Raw genomic sequence first — 18,396 nt, forward strand, 5'->3', positions numbered from 1 at the left:
GCCTCGGCGCTACAGTTGAGCCAACCCCACCTGAGGAGAAGCACGCATGACTTCGCGCCCCGTCATCGACGATCTCTCGTCGTTCTGGATGCCCTTCACCGCCAACCGCCAGTTCAAGGCCGCGCCGCGCCTGCTCGAATCGGCGAGAGGCATGTACTACCGCACGACCGACGGCCGCGAAGTGCTGGACGGCAGCGCGGGCCTCTGGTGCGTGAACGCGGGCCATGCGCGCGAGGAAATCGTCGCGGCCATCGCCCAGCAAGCCGCGACGCTCGACTTCGCCCCCACGTTCCAGATGGGCCACCCGCTCGCGTTCGAGGCGGCACGGAAGATCGCGGAAATCATGCCGGCCGGGCTCGATCGCGTGTTCTTCACGAATTCCGGCTCGGAGTCGGTCGACACTGCACTCAAGATCGCGCTCGCCTACCATCGCGCACGCGGCGAAGGCCAGCGCACAAAGCTGATCGGCCGCGAGCGCGGCTATCACGGCGTGGGCTTCGGCGGCATCTCGGTGGGCGGCATCGCGCCGAATCGCAAGGCGTTCTCGGGCCAGTTGCTGCCCGCCGTCGATCATCTGCCGCACACGCATGATCTCGAGCACAACGCGTTCTCGAAAGGCCAGCCGGCCTGGGGCGCGCATCTCGCCGACGACCTCGAGCGCATCGTCGCGCTGCACGACGCCTCGACCATCGCCGCCGTGATCGTCGAGCCCGTGGCGGGCTCGACCGGTGTGCTGATCCCGCCGCAAGGCTATCTGCAGCGTCTGCGCGAGATCTGCACGAAGCACGGCATCCTGCTGATTTTCGACGAGGTCATCACGGGCTTCGGCCGCCTCGGCAAGGCCACGGCCAGCGAGTATTTCGGCGTGACGCCCGACATCCTCACCATGGCCAAGGCGATCAACAACGCCGCCGTGCCGATGGGCGGCGTGGCCGCGAGCCGCACGATCCACGACACGATCGTCAACAGCGGCGCGCAGGGCGCAATCGAGTTGTTCCACGGCTACACCTATTCGGCGCACCCGCTCGCTGCCGCTGCCGCGATCGCGACGCAGGACCTGTATCGCCGCGAGGGCCTGTTCGAGCGCGCCGCAGCGCTCGCGCCGAAGTTCGAGGCCGCCGCGCATGCGCTGCGCGGCGAGAAGCACGTGAAGGATGTGCGTAATCTCGGCCTCGTTGCAGGCGTCGAACTCGACTCGCGCGACGGCGCGCCGGGCGCGCGCGCTTACGAGGTTTTCGTGAAGTGCTTCGAGGCGGGCGTGCTGATCCGCTTCACGGGCGACATTCTGGCGTTCTCGCCGCCGCTCATCGTGACCGAAGAGGAAATCGCACGCCTGTTCGGCACGGTGCGTGACGTGCTCGCCACGGTGCAGTAACGCGCAAGGCGTGAGCAACCCCATACTCGCGCCTGCTTTCATTTGGTAATCCGCCGCAAGGGCGGCCCGGGTTCGGGCCGCCTGTTCTTTTTTGCGCTGCTGGATCCACGCCGTACCCAGGCAACGGGATTGCGCAGCCGTACGCACGAGGACCGGGTTCAAGCACGCAAGGCGCCATCGGCGTATCGTTGCCCTATCCGCCATAACGAACGCGATTGCGGCGAGCGCGCATCGACCGAGTGCGCTCGCCAGGAGGGAATCTCATGAAGATGCCAGTCCGCGTCGGCACGCATATCGAGGGCATCCACTGGATCGCCGAGTATGGGGAAGCGACCCATCAAATCCGTGTGATCCGTGACGGCCGCGTGGTCGACACGATCCCCGCGCCCGCGGCCATGTTCGGCGAAGAGCGCGACGCGGGTTCGGCCAGCGACGAGGCGAGCCGCGCCGAAGAAGCCGCGCTGCTCGCCTGCCTGCGCCGCTACGTGGCCGACGTGCAGCCAGAAGAATAGGATTCTTGATCATTGTCCCTGCCGCTTTCACCTCTCGCAAGGAGAGCCCGCCGATGAACGAGCGCAACGAGCACCTCCCGCCGCAGCTCATCGAAACCGACGCGCTCGTCATCGGTGCCGGGCCGGTGGGACTTTTCCAGGTGTTCGAACTCGGTCTGATGGAGATACACGCGCACGTGGTCGATTCGCTGCCGGTGGCGGGCGGCCAGTGCGCCGAGCTATACCCCGACAAGCCGATCTACGACATTCCGGCGGTGCCGATGTGCACCGGGCAACAGCTCGTCGATGCGCTGATGCAGCAGATCGAGCCTTTTGGCGCGACATTCCATCTCGGCCAGGAAGTGCAAATCGTCGAGCCGCGCGCCGACGGCCGCTTTTTCGTGCAGACGGGCAAGGGTACGCAGTTCCTCGCGAAGACGGTGTTCATCGCGGCCGGCATGGGCTCGTTTCAGCCGCGCACGCTCAAGCTGAACGGCATCGAGCGATACCGCGACGCGCAACTGTTCTATCGCGTACGCGATCCCGAGCGCTTTCGCGACAAGGACGTCGTGGTGTGCGGCGGCGGAGATTCGGCGCTCGACTGGGCGCTGCAGCTCGTGGACGTCGCGCAGAGCGTGATTCTGCTGCATCGGCGTGAGGGCTATCGCGCGGCGCCGGCAACGGTCGCGAAGATGCAGGCGCTATGCGAGCAATGGCGCATGCAGTCCATCGTCGGCCAGCTGACCGGCTTCGAGGACGAAAGCGGCAAGCTCGCGCGCATCAAGGTGACCGGCGGCGACGGCGTCACGCGCGCACTGGATCTCGACTACCTGCTCGTGTTCTACGGCTTGTCGCCGCAACTCGGGCCGATCGCGCAATGGGGCCTCGAAATCGAGCGCAAACAGTTGCCGGTGGATACGGCGCGCTTCGAAACGAGCGTGCCGGGCATCTTTGCCGTCGGCGACATCAATACCTATCCGGGCAAGAAGAAGCTGATTCTCTCCGGCTTTCACGAAGCCGCGCTCGCCGCGTTCGGCGCGGCGCATCACGTGTTTCCCGAGAAGAAAATCCATCTGCAGTACACGACGACCAGCACGCGCCTACACAAGGTGCTCGGCGTCGAGTCGCCGGTATTCGACTGAACGCGGGGCGAGCGCCCCGCGTGTTGACGCGATGCGATCAGCCCTGCTCGGCGTCCTGCTCGCGGAAGACGCGGTCGGCGAGATGGAACGCCGAGTTCGCCGCCGGCACGCCACAGTAAATCGCCGTTTGCAGCAGCACTTCCTTGATCTCGTCGCGCGTGACGCCGTTGTTGCGCGCGGCGCGCAGATGCAGCGCGAGTTCTTCGCTGCGGTTGAGCGCGACCATCATCGCGATCGTCAGCAGGCTGCGCGTGTGGCGCGGCAAGCCATCGCGCGTCCAGATTTCGCCCCACGCGTAGCGCGAGATGAAGTTCTGGAATTCCTCCGTCACTTCGGTGCGGTTGGCGAGCGAGCGATCGACGTGCGCATCGCCCAGCACCGCGCGGCGCACCTTCATGCCCGCTTCGTAGCGGTCTTCGTCGTTCATCACGCCCCCAGCAGGAAATCGGTCACGATCTGGTTGTACTCGTCCGCCCGCTCGACGTTCGAGATGTGCGCGGCGTTCAGCTCGACATAGCGTGCGCCCGGCACCGATTCGGCCAGCTCGCGCCCTTGTGCGGGCGTCGCGGCGAGATCGTGCGTGCCCGAGATCACGAGCGTGCGCGCCTTGATCGACGGCGCCTCGCCGCGCAGGTCGGCGGCGTTGATCGCTTCGCAGTTCGAAGCGTAGCCGTCCTTGTCGGTATGCACGAACACGTCGCGCACCTGCGACATCACGAGCGCATGGCTCGCGATGAATGCAGGCGTGTACCAGCGCGGCAGCACCGCCTCGGCGAGCGCGAGCATGCCTTCGCTGCGAGCCTTCGCCGCACGCGGCACCCACACTTCCGGCGAGCCGATCTTCGCTGCCGTATTGCACAGCACGAGGCGGTCGATGCGGTTGGCGTAGCGCGCGCCGAGGCCGACACCGGTCAGGCCGCCCATCGACACACCGACGAAATGCGCGCGTTCGATGCCGAGCTGGTCCATCAGGCCGATCACGTCGCCGGTCAGCTGCTCGATGGTGTACGGGCCTTGCGGCGCCGCCGAGTGGCCGTGGCCGCGCGTGTCGTAGCGCAGCACGCGGAAATGCTTCGTGAACTCGACGATCTGCGGCGTCCACATCGACACGTCGCTACCGAGCGAATTCGAAAAAACCACCCATGGCGCCGAGCGGTTCTCCGTACCGTCGATGCGGTAGTACAAATGCGTGTCGTTGACGGCTGCGTATGGCATGCGTGTGACTCCTCGTGTGTCTTCCATGATCAATGGGACGTGCGCTGCCTGGCGTTCGCTTCATACGCCGCGAGCACCGCGTCGACGAACGCGTGCGCCTGTCCCGCGTAATTGGCCGGATCGAGCAGCGCCTCGAGGCGCGCCTCGTCCAGGTGCCTCGTCACGGCGGGATCCGCCGCGAGCACTTCGTACAGCGTGCGGCCGCTTTGCACCGCGGTTTTCGATGCGTGCTCAACGAGATGATGCGCGTCCAGACGCCCGGTCTGGTCGCCGAGCGCGAGCATCACGGCCTCGCCGAGAATGAGGCCGTGCGTGATGTCGAGATTCGCCGCGAGCCGTTCGGGCCGCACTTCGAGGCCCGCCGTAATCTGTTGGGTCTGCGCGAGCGCGCCGCCAGCGAGGCGCGCGAGATCGGGCAGCGCGTCCCACTCGGCTTGCCAGCCGCCGAGCGCGCGCTCGTGTTCCTGAACCATGCCCGCGAACACCGTCGCGACGAGGCCCGGCGCGCGCGTGGCGGCCGTCAGGACGGCTGCGCAACCGACGGGATTGCGCTTGTGCGGCATGGTCGAGGAACCGCCCTTGCCCGCCGCCGCCGGTTCGCCCAGCTCGCCGATTTCGGTCTGCATCTGCAGGGAGATGTCGCGCGCGATCTTGCCGAGCGTGCCGATGAGCATGCCGAAAAACGCTGCGGCCTCGGCAATGCGGTCGCGCTGCGTGTGCCACGGCAAGGCAGGCAGTGCGAGACCGAGTTCCTGCGCAAGCGCGGCGCTCACCGCCGGGGCGGCGTCGCGCAAGCTCGCGAGCGTGCCGGCTGCGCCGCCGAACTGCAGCACGAGCGAGCGCTCGCGCAGCACGCCGAGGCGTTCGCGATGGCGCAGCATCGCGTCGAGCCATTGCGCGAACTTCAATCCGAGCGTGATGGGCAGTGCCTGCTGCAGCCAGGTGCGCCCGATCGCCGGCGTCGCGCGATGCGTGCGCGCGAGGTCCGCCAGCGTCGCGCAGAGCGCATCGATGCCGCGCTCGATCAGCGCCAGCGCGTCGCGCAGCTGAAGCACCGTGGCCGTATCGATGATGTCCTGACTCGTGGCGCCCCAGTGAACGTACTTGGCGGCTTCGGGGTCGGCGGCCTTCACGCGCGCCGTGAGCTGCTTGACGAGCGGGATCGCCAGATTGCCGCCCAGCGCGGCGTCGCGCGCGAGCGCCGGCGCGTCGAGCTGATCCGCCGCACAGGCCTCGACGATCGCGGCCACGGCCGACTGCGCAATCACGCCATGCGCAGCGCAGGCGCGCGCCAGCGCCGCTTCGACGTCCAGCATGCGTTGCAGCGTGGCATCGGGAGACCAGACCGCATTCATCGGCTCGGTCCCGCAGATCAGGCTCGTGAGGCGTTCAATCATGGAATGTGGCGCGTAGAAAAAAGCAGGCGTTCAGAGCGTACCGATGGAACGAAGCGGGCGCGGCAACCGTCGACGAATGCCGACGGTTGCCGCGCCGCTCACGTGCGAACGATGCGCACGTCTATAGACAGTCTACGCTGCGCGACGGTTTTGCGTCGCGTCGATCAGCGGCACGCCGGCGAGCTTCTGCAGCGCGTCAAAGTCGATGTCCGAATAGATCTCGCGCACGGCGAGGCCTTCGGACGTGACGTCGAACGCGGCGAGGTCGGTATAGATGCGGCCCACGCAGCCCACGCCCGTCACCGGGTACGAGCATTCGCTCACGAGCTTGCTTTCGCCCTGCTTCGTGAGCAGTTCCATCATCACGAACACCTGCTTGGCGCCGAGTGCGAGGTCCATCGCGCCGCCCACGGCGGGAATCGCGTCGGGCGCGCCGGTGTGCCAGTTCGCGAGGTCGCCGTTCACCGACACCTGGAATGCGCCGAGCACGCAGTAGTCGAGGTGGCCGCCGCGCATCATCGCGAACGAGTCGGCGTGGTGGAAGAAGGCGCCGCCGGTGAGCAGCGTGACGTGCTGCTTGCCAGCATTGATGAGCTCGTCGTCTTCCTCGCCGGGCGCGGGCGCCGGGCCCATGCCGAGCAGGCCGTTCTCGCTGTGCAGGAAGATTTCCTTGCTCGGATCGAGGTGGTTGGCCACCAGCGTCGGAACGCCGATGCCGAGATTCACATACGCGCCTTCGGGAATGTCCGCGGCCACGCGCTTGGCCATTTCATCGCGATTCAGTCGTTTCATTGCCTCTCTCCGTTCCTTCAGGCTGCCTGGCCGCTTTGGCCGGCGTGCGCTTGATGCGCCGCTTGCGGCACTTGCACGACGCGTTGCACGAAAATGCCGGGCGTCACGATGTTTTCCGGATCGAGCTGACCGAGTTCGACGACTTCCGAAACCTGCGCGATGGCGACCTTCGCCGCGCTCGCCATGATCGGGCCGAAGTTGCGCGCCGTCTTGCGATAGACGAGGTTGCCCCAGCGATCGCCCTTATACGCCTTGATGAGCGCGAAGTCGGCGTGCAGCGGCGCTTCGAGCACATAGTGACGGCCGTCGATCAGGCGCGTTTCCTTGCCTTCGGCCAGCTTCGTGCCGTAGCCCGTGGGCGTGAAGAAGCCGCCAATGCCGGCTCCCGCGGCGCGGATGCGCTCGGCCAGGTTGCCCTGCGGCACGAGTTCGAGTTCGATTTCGCCGGCGCGATAGAGTGCGTCGAACACATACGAATCGGTCTGGCGCGGGAACGAGCAGATGATCTTGCGCACGCGCTTCGCCTTGAGCAAGGCGGCCAAGCCGATGTCGCCGTTGCCTGCGTTGTTGTTGACGATGGTGAGGTCGCGCGCGCCCTGCTCGATGAGCGCGTCGATCAGTTCGGCGGGCATGCCGGCCGTGCCGAAGCCGCCGATCATCACCGTGGCGCCGTCATGCACGTCGGCCACGGCGGCTTGAAGCGAGTCGAAAATCTTGTTGATCATGCCTGTTCCTGAAAGCGATGCGCATCGCGGAAGGTCCACGTCACTCGATCGCGAAAAGTTCTATATACGAACACCGATTCGTTTAGCGAACGTCCAGCGCATTATCGGAGCGTATTCAACGGCTTGTCAAGGCGGGCCTACCCACACAGGCCATCGACGTCATGCCGGCGCCGACGCGCGCCGGATCGCACGCGCTGCCCGCCCGTCAAGCCAGGCGCGTTCGTGGGCACATACCCCAATATCCGGAATTGCGATTCATCGACTAGTCTTTATCCGATTTCGACATAGTCGGCGCCGCTGCCCCGCCTTGATGCAAGACCTCGATCTGAATCTCATCCCCTTCCTCGTGGCCATGGAGGAAACGCGCAACGTGAGCCGCGCCGCCGAACGGCTCGGCGTGAGCCAGCCGCGCGTGAGCACGGCGCTCGGCAAGCTGCGCGAGTTCTTCGGCGACCCGCTCTTCGTGCGCACCTCGCGCGGCATGGAGCCCACGCCGCGCGCGCTCGGCCTCATTCCCGCCGCGCGCGACGCGCTGGTGCGCATCGAGAAAGGCATGCTGCAGGCGCAGGACTTCGATCCCGCCACGAGCACGCACACGTTCTCCATCGCGCTCTCCGACGTCGGCGAGATCGTGTTTCTTCCGCGCCTCCTGCAGGTGTTCGCGAGGCGCGCGCCCAACGCGAACCTGCGGTCGGTGTCGCTGCCGCCAGGCCAGGTCGAGCGCGGTCTCGAATCGGGCGACATCGATCTCGCGGTCGGTTATTTTCCCGACCTCGGCGGCAACAACTTCTTCCAGCAGCGCCTCTTCACGCACCGCTTCATCTGCATGATGCGCAGCGGCCATCCGCTCGCGGGCCAGCCCATGACGATCGAGCAGTTTCTCGCCATGGGCCATGCCGTCGTGCGCGCCGAGGGGCGCAGCCAGGAAGTGCTGGAACAGTATCTGGAGAAAAGACGCATGCGCCGCCGCGCCGTGCTCGAAACGCCTCACTTCATGAGTCTGCCGTTCATTCTCACGCGCTCCGACCTCATCGCGACCGTGCCGCATGCAATCGGCTTCGCCTATGTGTCCGAGCATGCATCGATCACGCTCGTCGAGCCGCCGCTGCAGTTGCCGCGTTTCGATCTCAAGCAGCACTGGCATCGCAAGTATCACAATGCGCCGCGCGGAGAATGGCTGCGCAGCATCGTGGCCGAACTGTTCAACGACGCCATGGACGAATGGCCCAAATGACCCCCTCGCGCCGGGCACGGCAAAACATGAAACAATGTGCGCTCGTGGCGCACGCCAAAGCGGCGTCCTCCCGCAAGACAGGAGCCCATGCATGAGCGAAGAAAAAAAGGCCGGGAAATCCAGGCAAGGCGCGAGCCAGGCTGCAAAGCCACGCAAGAGCGCAACCAACGCAACCGTCCAGACCGCCGCGCGTCCGTCACGCGCCGAAGCCGAGGACGCCGTGCGCGTGCTGTTGCGCTGGGCCGGGGACGACCCCGCTCGCGAAGGACTGCTCGATACGCCTGCGCGGGTCACGCGCGCCTACGAGGAGTTCTTCGCAGGTTATCAGGTCGATCCGCGCGAAATCCTGTCGCGCACCTTCTCGGAGGTGGACGGGTACGACGAAATGATCGTGTTGAAGGACATCCGCTTCGAGAGCTACTGCGAGCATCACATGGTGCCGATCATCGGGCGCGCGCACGTGGCGTATTTGCCCGAGCATCGCGTGGTGGGCATCTCGAAGCTCGCGCGTCTCGTCGATGCATTCGCGAAGCGCCTGCAGATCCAGGAGAAGATGACCGCGCAGATCGCCGACACGCTCAATGAAATCCTCCAGCCCAAGGGCGTGGGCGTGATACTCGAAGCGGCGCATCAATGCATGTCCACCCGCGGGGTGCACAAGGCGGGCGTCGAGATGGTGACGTCGCGCATGCTCGGCACGTTCCGCACCGATCCCTCCACGCGCCGCGAGTTTCTCGCGATCGTCGGCAATCCGGGCGCAATGAGCGTCTCGAACACCTGAACGGAACCCGCAGAAAACGAACGGGACGGCGTGTCCCGTTCCCCTCCCTACTTCATCGGGCTTTCATCGCCCCGCTCGATCTCGCGAATCTTGCCCTGGCGCACGCTGCTGCCCGGCGGCACGCTATGCGTGAGCCACACGTTCCCGCCAATGACGGAGCCGCGCCCGATCGTCACGCGGCCGAGTATCGTCGCGCCCGCGTAGATCACCACGTCGTCCTCGACGATCGGATGGCGCGCATTGCCCTTCACGAGCGTCCCGTCGAGGTCGGCCGCGAAACTCTTCGCCCCGAGCGTCACGGCCTGATACACGCGCACGCGCTCGCCGATGATCGCCGTCTCGCCGATCACGACGCCCGTGCCGTGGTCGATGAAAAAGCTCGAACCGATCTGTGCGCCTGGGTGAATGTCGATGCCCGTTGCCGAGTGCGCGATCTCGTTGATGAAGCGCGCGAGCAGCGGCACGCCGAGACGGTGCAGGGCATGCGCGAGCCGATGATGCGTCATGGCCCACACGCCCGGGTAGCACAGCAGGATCTCGGTGATGTGCTGCGCAGCCGGGTCGCCGGTGAACGCCGCCTGAATGTCGCTCACGAGCAGTGCGCGAATCTCGGGCAGTTGCCGGCCGAACTCGCGCGCCACGCCGAATGCGCGCGCGCGCAGTTCGTCGTCGCTCGCCTGCGAGCTTTCCGGCAGGAAGCGCAACGCGCGGCGAATCTGCTCGGCAAGCAGCCGCAAGGTGCTGTCGAGCGTATGGCCCACGTAGTAGTCGATGCTTTCGTCGGTCAGGTCGGGCGCGCCGTAATGCGTCGGAAAGAGCGCCGCGCGCAGGCCCGCGACGATGTCGACGACCGCATCGCGTGACGGCAGTTCGCGGATACCGAGTGGATGGCGCGTGCGGTGCCGCTCTTCACGCGACGCACGCAGATCGGCGACGATCTGTTCGAGACCCCAGTCGGGGGAAGCAGCTTTGGACATGGTAATGCGGCAGCAGACGCAGGGTCCGTGCAGGAGTCAGTGTATCGGCCCCAGAGATTACCGCGTTTTGCGGGAGTTCGCCGAAACGCCCCCGGAGATGGGCAAGGCCCGCGTGGCGCACGCGCTCAGAGCGTGACCGTGCTGGCGTCGATCCAGCGCACGGCCCAGTCGCGCGCATGGGCGATGGCGGCCGCCTCATCGGAAAAACGCAATTCGGCAGGGAAAAATCGGTTGGCAACCAGTTCGCCGTCGCTCGAGCGCGAAATCACCACATACGGTTGATACGTGCCATCACCGGCACGCGCCGGTGCGCAATTCAGCAAATAGCCACGATGCGTAAATGCAGCGTCGAAGTGCATGTGTGTCACCCGCCCCTGACTGCCTCGTCCATTTTTTTTGGCGCGTGCATTCAGGATCGTGCGGCAAAGCCACAGCATGAGCCCTCGCCCGGCCCATTAATCGAAAGCGCGCCAACTCGTTGAAAGAGGATCATACTCCTGGGAAAAAGCCCAAACCAACGAAAAAAATGCAACATCGCTGGAGGCGTTCTCCTGGCGAACCGGCTTGCTTTTCACCCCGATTCAAGGGTGCGGCGCCGCAGCGGAACGGCGCTTGCGGAATGGCCTGCTGAACGCAGGCACCCCCGGATCTTCCAAGGAGGAAGCATCATGAATCGTCCCGACGACATGCAAACAGCGAAGGCGGGAGATGTGAGCGCGTCGCCGTCGCGCCCGCGCAGCGCCGAGCTCCACAACGACCGCACGCACGACAGCTCGGTCGATACCGACGGCAAGAACCGCGAAGCGGCGCGCCTGGCGGGCGAAGGCTGCATCGGCCCCGACGAAGTGACGACCAGCAACGCGACGCTCGTCAACAGCGTGGCCGAAGCGAATGACGGCCTGGCGGGCTTCGACAGCCGCAAGGGCGTGCACCGGCTGCCGATCGCGCTGGAGTCCGGCTACGAGATCGTCGACCTCGGCATGAGCGCGCCCGAAGAGCCCGACGACGTCGAGTGGCAGCGCAACGCCGCGCGCGAAGCGGGCGCTCGCCGCAGCCCGGGACGTCTGCACTTCGCGCTCAACCACCTGCGGCCGACGCGCGTGATCGAGTTGCAGCGCAAGCCCTGAACAACGGTTCGCCGCTCGCCATGCGGCGATTCGTTTGCGATTATCCAGGCGATATCGCAGCAATGGCGGATACAGACAGTATCCCGTCGAGTGCAGTTAAAACTCGAAATGAAAAGCCTGAAAATTAATGAAAGCCGATAAATCGCCGGCATTATTCGGCGAGTTGCACGCTTTTGCCGCTTTCGAAGTGGCGTCCGACTTTATTTCGGCTGCGGCGCAATGCACTTTTCCTTGCGGACCTGCGCCTGTTCAGGAGACGTAGAATTCACTCCGATGTCACCGAAATCTGACAGAAATGACCCTACAAAACGGGAGGATTGCAGACGAGGGGGGATCAGACAGGAATTTAGTGATAAATTCTTACATCATAAGAAGCGAGGAGCGAGTGTCTGAGGGCCTGCCCAGCGATCTCGCCCAGCGCTGATGGAGAGTGTTGAACGTGCCTCTACATTTTATTGAGCAGATGTCGCCCGTGCTCGACGCGCCCGAAGAGGCAGCGTGGTTCGACGCGGTGGCGAAGCTCGCCAGTTCGTGGGGATTCAGCCAGATCATGCTGGCAATCCTGCCGCGCCCGGGCATGAGGCTCGAGGATGCGTTCATCCGCACGAACTACTCGGCCGCCTGGCGGCAGCGGTACAACGACCACGGTATGGCCTATTTCGACCCGACCGTGTCGCATTGCACCACGCGCTCGGCACCGCTCATCTGGTCGCCGGAGCTTTTCGCGACCGAGCAGCAACAATCGATGTATGAGGAGGCCCGCTCGTACGGGCTGCGCGCAGGCATCACCCTGCCGATCCATGGCCCGCGCCAGGAAATCGGCATGCTCTGCTTCGTCAACGACGCGAATCCCACGGACAAGTTCTGGGACGACGTGAACCGCGCGCTGCCGAATCTCGTCCTGCTGCGCGATCTGGTGCTGGACACGAGCCAGCGGCACCTGAACGACCATGTCCAGTCGCTGATTCCCAAGCTCACGCCACGGGAAAAGGAATGCCTCAAGTGGACTGCGCTAGGCAAGTCCACTTGGGAAATTTCTCACATCCTCAATTGCTCTGAAGCCGTCGTGAACTTCCACATGAAGAACATTCGCGGGAAGTTCGGCGTGAACTCACGGCGAGCGGCAGCCGTGATTGCGACCCAGATGGGTCTTATTGACCCGGGCTAAGCACCATCGGCGCTTCACCGCGCAACACGCGCTCGGCGCGGCCAAGGTCGCCGTCAGAAATCGTCTTGTTGAAATACAGCCCGAGCAGAATCGAGACCGGCGGCGGAATCTCCGCGCCCGACTCGAACCGGCTGCCGCGCGACTGCGTCACGCCGAAACGCGCCCAGAAGCGGCGCTGGCTCTCTTTCTTCTTCTTCCGATACGCAATGATCAGGACGCGGTCGACGACCGAGGACAGATCCCCCGGGGACGACGTGGTGTTCGCACCCGAGTGCCATTGATTGCCCATAAGTTCCATGATGACTCTCGCTGTCAGATATGCCTGATGAGTGACTGCCGCGGAACTGATTCTGCTTGTGAGGCCCTATCTGCGCACCTACCTATCTAGATAGGTGTTTTTTTATATTCATAACGCATAGCTTTCGAACCGTACTGCCGCGCTTCCACACAAATCGGGAGAGTTGTCATGCAAGCTGCGATACGGATCGGACTGAGACAGGACTTCGACAACGAAGACATCAATGAAATGTACCGGCTGCGCGCGCGCGTGTTCCGCGACCGCCTGGGCTGGGACATTCCCACCATCGCGGGGATGGAAATCGACGGCTACGACGCGCTCGGGCCCCATTACATGCTGATCCAGGACGGCGCAGGGCACGTGCGCGGCTGCTGGCGCCTGATGCCCACCGAAGGCCCCAACATGCTGCGCGATACCTTCCCGCAACTACTGCAGGGCAAGGCTGCCCCCACCGCCCGCAACATCTGGGAACTGAGCCGCTTCGCCATCGAGTCGGGCAACGACCAGGCATTCGGCTTCGCCGACGTGACCATGAGCGCGATGCGCGCGGTCGTCTCGTTCGCCGACCGCGCGGGCATCAACAGCTATGTGACGGTGACCACGACGCCGATGGAACGCCTGCTGCGCCGCACGGGCATCGAACTGACGCGCCTTGGCGCGCCGATGCGCATCGGAGTGGAGAATGCCGTCGCGCTGGAAATCGCCATGAGCCAGCAGACGCACCACGCGCTGTTCGGGGCGATGGCCCACGCCGCCTGAGGGCGACGCCGCGCAGGAACAGATACAGATACGTGCCGGCTGGGTGGCGCGGCCTTTCCCGCTCGGCCAGGCGCACTGGATTTTTGTCAGACAAATATAATCCGAAAACCTGTGCGGACCGCCTACACCCGAACGCGGCCGGCCCTAGTCGGCCTTGACTTCGGCGGCGTGCGCCTGCGCGCTTTTCTGCGCCGCCGAGGCGCTGCGGCTGAAGCGGATGTGGGAAATCCGCCCCACGCACAGCGCCGCCGCGAGCGCCGCGCAGCCCGTCAGGCCGATGCCCAGATGGATCGCGTCCACCAGTACGTGGCGCACCGCATCGATCAGCGCCGCGCCGTCGAGCCCCGCCGCCTTCATCTGCGCGACGAGGCCCTCGCGCAACGACGGGTCGATCAGCACGCGCGGATCGGCGAGCTGGGGTTGCCAGCGCTGCTGCAGCGGCGCGCCGATCACCGCCAGCGCGTCCCCCACCCCGGCCGCATAGCGATGGTTGACGATGGTCGCCACGACGCTGGTACCGAGCATGCCGCCCACCATGCGCGTGGATTGCAGCAAGGCGGTCGTGATGCCGAAGCGCTCCCGCCCGGCAATTTCCTGGCCGAAGATATTCAGGTTGTTCAGAATGAAGCCGAGCCCGATACCCACCGCCGACATCGCCAGCTCGAGCCAGAGATGCGCCGTATGCCGGGACGCGAAGGCAAGACCGGCGCAAGCCGCGACCAGCAGGCTGAAGCCGGCGGTGAGAATCGTCGTGGGCTTGCGCAGCCGGATCACGATGCGCGTGTTGATCAGGCTGCCTAGCGCGATACAGGCGGCGATCGGCGTGGCGAGCAGCCCCGCCTCCTGGGGCGACAGCCCGAAGCCGCCCTGCAGCAGGAGCGGCGCGAAAAAAATCAGCGAGAACATCACGAAGCCCGAAAGCGTCGAGAGCGTAAATAACGTGACGATCTGCGGGTCGCGAAACAGGTCGAGCGGAATGATCGGGTGCGTCGCGCGGCGCTCGCAGGCCAGCAGCGCGGCCGCGCCGGCGAGTACCGCCAGTGCGAGCGCGGCGTTGCCGGTCGTCGGGCCGCTCCTCGGCACCGCCTCGATCAGCGTCTGGAAACCGCCCAGCACCAGCGCGACGAGGCCGGCGCCCGTCCAGTCGATGCGCACCTCGCCGGTACGCGCCGGCTGGTAGCGCGGCAGATGCGCCCAGATGAAATAAAGCGCCAGCGCGCCGACCGGCAGATTGACGAGAAAGGTCGAGCGCCAGCCAAAGTGCTCGCTGAGCCAGCCGCCCAGTGAAGGCCCCGCGGCCGTGCCGATACCGTAGGCGGCCGCCATGACGACCTGCCAGCGCACCCGCGCACGCGGGTCGGGAAAGAGATCGGGAATCGAGGCGAAGGCCGTGCCCACCATCATCCCGCCGCCAACGCCCTGCAGCGCGCGCGCCGCTGCCAGAAAACGCATGTCGGTCGCGAGCCCGCACAGCACGGAAGCCACCGTAAACACGATCACCGCGGCGATCACGAAGCGCTTGCGGCCAAAATAGTCGCCGAGCCGGCCGAACACGGGCACCGTCACGACCGAGGCGAGCAGGTAGGCGCTCGCGATCCACGCGTAGAACGCGAAACCGTGCAGTTCGGCGACGATCGAGGGCAAAGCGGTGCTGACGACGGTTTGATCGAGTGCGACGAGCATGTTGACGAGGCCGATGCCGAGCATGGCCAGCAGCGCGTCGCGAAACGGCAGGTTAGCGGAGGAAGGTTTCACGGAAGGGGCAGACCGCGCGGAGCGAAAAAGAGGCAACGATAGCGATATGCCGGTGCGCATGCAACATATCGACATAGCAAACGAAATCAGAAAGCGCTGCGATATACCGACGCAACCCACTTGATCTTCCTTCCTGTACCTTCCACATTTCATACAGTCCGGCTGCGTGTTTACTTGCGATCCATTAAGCTTCTCGCCAGTCACGACACGCCGCGCCGCCTCGTTACCACTTCGCCCGGGGCCGCGCGATTCTCGATCCCACTCTATGAGGAGGTCTTATGTACCAACGCATCCTTGTCGCCGTCGACGGCAGCGCTACGTCCCGCCGCGCCTTCGAAGCCGCGCTCGACCTGGCGAAGGCAATGGGCGCGACGCTGCAGCCGTATTACGTGATTGAGAACACGCCCATGTATTTCGACGCGCCGGGCTACGACCCGTCGATCCTGCGCAACCAGATGATCGCGCAGGGCAACGAACTCGCGGAAGAAATGAACAAGGCGATGGGCGCGCGTGGCGTGCAAGGCGCCATGCTCACGGGCGAAGCCTCTTCGCTCGACGACGTGCCGACGCTCGTGCTCAACGCAGCGAAGACAGCTGGCGCGGATCTGATCGTGATGGGCACGCACGGCCGCCGGGGCTTCCAGCGCCTCATCCTCGGCAGCGTTGCCGAACGCTGCGTGCGGCAGTCCACGCTGCCCGTCCTCCTCATCCCGTCGGCCGCCGGAAGTGCTGGGCAGTAGCCGCACTGAGTGCAGGCAGTTTTCGTGTTATTGGAAAGTCGCTTGCGCGCCGTCAGACGCCGCGTGAGCGGCTTCTGACGAGCCTCAAAGCAATTCATCTTAAATGCGCGTCGCTTTGCCACTAATTTGAGATAGGGCCCCGATAGACAATGCCTGGACAGAAATCAAAGGAGCACTGTCCATGCTGAACCAAACCACCGCTTCTCATACCACGGTGCGCCGCAGCAACCGCACGCTCCCGAACGCGCCGCGCACGTCTGCGCGCTGTTCGGTTTGCGCCTTGCGGCACCTGTGCATGCCCCAAGGCCTCTCGCGCGACGACCTGCCAAAGCTCGAAGCATTGATCTGCTCCGCGCGCAGTGTGCGGCGCGGCGAAGCCCTGTATCGCGTCGGCGACGCATTCGACAACCTCTACGTCGCGCGCTCCGGCTCGCTCAAGACGGCCATGGCACACCGCGACGGCCGCGAGCAGGTCACCAGCCTGCGCCTGGCCGGCGACCCGCTCGGCCTCGACGGCATCAGCACCGGCTTCCACACCAGCAGCGCCGTGGCGCTCGAAGACAGCTCGGTCTGCCTCATTCCCTACTCTGCACTCAAGTATTTGTGCCGCGAAACTGGCGCCATGCAAGACCGGCTGCATCGCCTCATGAGTGAGGAGTTGATCCGCGAATCGTTCCAGATGATGGTGCTCGGCTCGCTCTCCGCCGACGAACGCGTCGCCTCGTTCCTGCTCGACGTTTCCGAACGCAACGGCCAGCGCGGCTATTCGCACGCTGAGTTCAACCTGCGCATGACGCGTGAGGACGTGGGCAGCTATCTCGGCGTAACGCTCGAAACGGTGAGCCGCACCCTGTCGAGATTTCAAAAGCGCGGCCTGATCGACGCACAGGGCAAGCTGATCCGTATCATCGACATCGAAGGCCTGCGGCATTTGTAATTCGCGGCAAACCCCGGGCGGCGCGTCCCGCTCCGGGTGCCCGCGGCGCGCCGCGTTGGCGCGGCAACTCCGTTGGCACAACTCCTGCGCAGGGTTAAAGTTTCGTACTACGCCCACACAAGGAGAATTGCCGAGATGCCTCTCCCGCAATCCCCCACGCTCACCGCCCGCCTCGAAGCGGCGCGCAGCGCCAGCGACGCGCTCTTCAACGTCGTCAAGCCCGAGTTTCTGTACGAGCGGCCCATTCGCGAGCGGCACCGCATCGTGTTCTATATCGGTCATCTTGAAGCATTTGACCGCAACCTCTTCGACAAACGCCTGTTCGACCTGCCTTCCACCGATGCGCGCCTCGACCAGTTGTTTGCGTTCGGCATCGATCCTGTCGATGGCGGCCTGCCGACCGATGTGCCCGCCGACTGGCCAGAACTCGCCGAAGTGCTCGCCTACGGACGCGATGCACGCAGCCGCATCGACGCGCAGCTCTCGACGCTCGACCTGCCTTCCGATGCCTCGAATCACGACACGCCAGGGCAGTTGCTGAACGTCGCGATCGAACATCGGCTCATGCATGTCGAAACGCTCGCCTACATGCTCCATCAGATGCCGTTCGGGCAAAAGCAGGCGCCCGCCGCAACGCTCGCGCGCGCCGACCCGCTCCACACGGTCAAGGCCGGAACCGTGCAGGTGCCCGCGGGCCGCACGGAACTCGGCATGACCGCCGAGCGTGGCCTGTTCGGCTGGGACAACGAGTTCGGAGAACAGCAGGTCGACGTGCCGGCCTTCGAGATCGACCGCTATATGGTGACGAACGGCGCGTTTCTCGAATTTATCGAGGACGGCGGCTACCGGAAGCGCGAACTCTGGAACGACGCGGACTGGGCCTGGAGGGAAAGCGCGCACGTGGCGCACCCCGTATTCTGGTCGCGCGGCCCTGAAGGCTGGACACTGCGCACGATGTTCGAAGACATCGCATTGCCGCTTGCATGGCCCGTGTACGTGAGCCACGCCGAGGCCAGCGCCTTTGCGCGCTGGCGCGGCATGGCGCTGCCAAGCGAGTCGCAATGGCAGCGCGCGGCGCACGGCGCGCTGCCTGGCCGCAGCGACAACTTCGATTTCCGCGACTGGAACCCGGTGGCCGTCGACGCCACACCCGACAGCGCCAGCACGTGGGGCGTGGAAGGCCTGTACGGCAACGGCTGGGAATGGACCTCCACGCTTTTCGGTCCGCTGCCGGGCTTCAAGGCGTTTCCATTCTATGAAGGGTATTCGGCAAACTTCTTCGACGGTCAGCACTACGCCATGAAAGGCGGCTCGCCGCGCACTGCCCAGTGCATGTTGCGGCCAACGTTCCGCAACTGGTTTCAGCCGCGTTATCAGTATGTTTATGCGGGATTTCGCTGCGTGCGGGATTGACAAATAAAGCATAAGTTGGCTGCCCAATAAACCTTATGGTTTATTGCACATACCGGCAACCCTATGGTTT

At 65.0% G+C, this 18,396-nt stretch carries 20 protein-coding genes; 11 read left to right on the forward strand and 9 right to left on the reverse strand.

Annotation, left to right across the window (positions count from 1 at the left end; all coding sequences use genetic code 11):
- The first annotated feature begins 46 nt into the window (after positions 1-46).
- From aptA to C7411_RS13055, 3 genes are all read left to right on the forward strand, one after another.
- Positions 47-1,375 carry an omega-aminotransferase AptA gene (gene aptA, locus C7411_RS13045; RefSeq protein ID WP_110384706.1) on the forward strand — a complete coding sequence of 443 codons (1,329 nt, stop codon included), beginning with the start codon at positions 47-49 and terminating at the stop codon, positions 1,373-1,375.
- A gap of 263 nt (positions 1,376-1,638) precedes the next feature.
- Complete coding sequence (locus tag C7411_RS13050) at positions 1,639-1,887, forward strand: hypothetical protein (protein WP_110384707.1); 249 nt, start codon at positions 1,639-1,641, stop codon at positions 1,885-1,887.
- Positions 1,888-1,940: 53 nt separating this feature from the next.
- Positions 1,941-3,008, forward strand: a complete 1,068-nt coding sequence (locus C7411_RS13055) for an NAD(P)/FAD-dependent oxidoreductase (RefSeq protein ID WP_110384708.1) — start codon at positions 1,941-1,943, stop codon at positions 3,006-3,008.
- Positions 3,009-3,045: 37 nt separating this feature from the next.
- On the opposite strand, the gene pcaC is transcribed toward C7411_RS13055, so the two are convergent.
- The 5 genes from pcaC to C7411_RS13080 all read right to left on the reverse strand — a co-directional run bounded on the left by pcaC (position 3,046) and on the right by C7411_RS13080 (position 7,137).
- Positions 3,046-3,435, reverse strand: a complete 390-nt coding sequence (gene pcaC, locus C7411_RS13060; protein ID WP_110384709.1) for a 4-carboxymuconolactone decarboxylase — start codon at positions 3,433-3,435, stop codon at positions 3,046-3,048.
- Positions 3,435-4,223: a 3-oxoadipate enol-lactonase gene (pcaD, locus tag C7411_RS13065; protein ID WP_110384710.1), complete on the reverse strand. Its 789-nt coding sequence runs from the start codon at positions 4,221-4,223 to the stop codon at positions 3,435-3,437. Before pcaD ends, pcaC begins: the two co-directional genes overlap by 1 nt.
- A 29-nt stretch (positions 4,224-4,252) precedes the next feature.
- Positions 4,253-5,620 carry a 3-carboxy-cis,cis-muconate cycloisomerase gene (locus tag C7411_RS13070; RefSeq protein WP_110384711.1) on the reverse strand — a complete coding sequence of 456 codons (1,368 nt, stop codon included), beginning with the start codon at positions 5,618-5,620 and terminating at the stop codon, positions 4,253-4,255.
- Between the two features lie 132 nt (positions 5,621-5,752).
- Complete coding sequence (locus tag C7411_RS13075; RefSeq protein WP_110384712.1) at positions 5,753-6,412, reverse strand: 3-oxoacid CoA-transferase subunit B; 660 nt, start codon at positions 6,410-6,412, stop codon at positions 5,753-5,755.
- Between the two features lie 17 nt (positions 6,413-6,429).
- Positions 6,430-7,137 carry a 3-oxoacid CoA-transferase subunit A gene (locus C7411_RS13080; protein ID WP_110384713.1) on the reverse strand — a complete coding sequence of 236 codons (708 nt, stop codon included), beginning with the start codon at positions 7,135-7,137 and terminating at the stop codon, positions 6,430-6,432.
- A 310-nt stretch (positions 7,138-7,447) separates the two neighbouring features.
- On the opposite strand from C7411_RS13080, the gene C7411_RS13085 reads away from it, so the two are divergent.
- A complete protein-coding gene (locus C7411_RS13085; protein ID WP_110384714.1) occupies positions 7,448-8,371 on the forward strand; it encodes a LysR family transcriptional regulator in 924 nt (307 codons plus the stop codon).
- Positions 8,372-8,462: 91 nt separating this feature from the next.
- Complete coding sequence (gene folE / locus C7411_RS13090; RefSeq protein ID WP_110384715.1) at positions 8,463-9,152, forward strand: GTP cyclohydrolase I FolE; 690 nt, start codon at positions 8,463-8,465, stop codon at positions 9,150-9,152.
- Between the two features lie 47 nt (positions 9,153-9,199).
- Here the strand turns inward: folE and epsC are convergent, their stop codons facing one another.
- Entirely contained in the window at positions 9,200-10,129 is a 930-nt protein-coding gene (epsC, locus tag C7411_RS13095) for a serine O-acetyltransferase EpsC (RefSeq protein ID WP_110384716.1), read from the reverse strand.
- Positions 10,130-10,254: 125 nt separating this feature from the next.
- Positions 10,255-10,488, reverse strand: coding sequence for a hypothetical protein (locus C7411_RS13100; RefSeq protein ID WP_028206369.1), 234 nt, complete (start codon positions 10,486-10,488; stop codon positions 10,255-10,257).
- A gap of 309 nt (positions 10,489-10,797) precedes the next feature.
- On the opposite strand from C7411_RS13100, the gene C7411_RS13105 reads away from it, so the two are divergent.
- Positions 10,798-11,256, forward strand: coding sequence for a DUF3005 domain-containing protein (locus tag C7411_RS13105; RefSeq protein WP_373682587.1), 459 nt, complete (start codon positions 10,798-10,800; stop codon positions 11,254-11,256).
- A gap of 463 nt (positions 11,257-11,719) precedes the next feature.
- Positions 11,720-12,424, forward strand: a complete 705-nt coding sequence (locus tag C7411_RS13110) for a helix-turn-helix transcriptional regulator (protein WP_110384717.1) — start codon at positions 11,720-11,722, stop codon at positions 12,422-12,424.
- Here the strand turns inward: C7411_RS13110 and C7411_RS13115 are convergent.
- A complete protein-coding gene (locus C7411_RS13115) occupies positions 12,408-12,722 on the reverse strand; it encodes a helix-turn-helix domain-containing protein (protein ID WP_042260174.1) in 315 nt (104 codons plus the stop codon). The two genes, C7411_RS13110 and C7411_RS13115, sit on opposite strands and share 17 nt — an antisense overlap.
- Positions 12,723-12,890: 168 nt before the next feature.
- On the opposite strand from C7411_RS13115, the gene C7411_RS13120 reads away from it, so the two are divergent.
- Positions 12,891-13,481 (forward strand): acyl-homoserine-lactone synthase, encoded by a 591-nt coding sequence (locus tag C7411_RS13120; RefSeq protein ID WP_110384718.1) that lies wholly within the window; start codon positions 12,891-12,893, stop codon positions 13,479-13,481.
- A gap of 144 nt (positions 13,482-13,625) precedes the next feature.
- On the opposite strand, the gene C7411_RS13125 is transcribed toward C7411_RS13120, so the two are convergent.
- Positions 13,626-15,188: an MFS transporter gene (locus C7411_RS13125; RefSeq protein ID WP_110384719.1), complete on the reverse strand. Its 1,563-nt coding sequence runs from the start codon at positions 15,186-15,188 to the stop codon at positions 13,626-13,628.
- Positions 15,189-15,514: 326 nt separating this feature from the next.
- Between C7411_RS13125 and C7411_RS13130 the strand changes: the two genes are divergently transcribed.
- From C7411_RS13130 to C7411_RS13140, 3 genes are all read left to right on the forward strand, one after another.
- Positions 15,515-15,976 (forward strand): universal stress protein, encoded by a 462-nt coding sequence (locus C7411_RS13130; RefSeq protein WP_110384720.1) that lies wholly within the window; start codon positions 15,515-15,517, stop codon positions 15,974-15,976.
- Between the two features lie 181 nt (positions 15,977-16,157).
- Positions 16,158-16,913 carry a helix-turn-helix domain-containing protein gene (locus C7411_RS13135; RefSeq protein ID WP_110384721.1) on the forward strand — a complete coding sequence of 252 codons (756 nt, stop codon included), beginning with the start codon at positions 16,158-16,160 and terminating at the stop codon, positions 16,911-16,913.
- Between the two features lie 135 nt (positions 16,914-17,048).
- Positions 17,049-18,326 carry an SUMF1/EgtB/PvdO family nonheme iron enzyme gene (locus C7411_RS13140; RefSeq protein ID WP_110384722.1) on the forward strand — a complete coding sequence of 426 codons (1,278 nt, stop codon included), beginning with the start codon at positions 17,049-17,051 and terminating at the stop codon, positions 18,324-18,326.
- Positions 18,327-18,396: the final 70 nt, after the last annotated feature.

Source organism: Paraburkholderia silvatlantica (assembly GCF_003096715.1).
Taxonomy (GTDB): domain Bacteria; phylum Pseudomonadota; class Gammaproteobacteria; order Burkholderiales; family Burkholderiaceae; genus Paraburkholderia; species Paraburkholderia silvatlantica.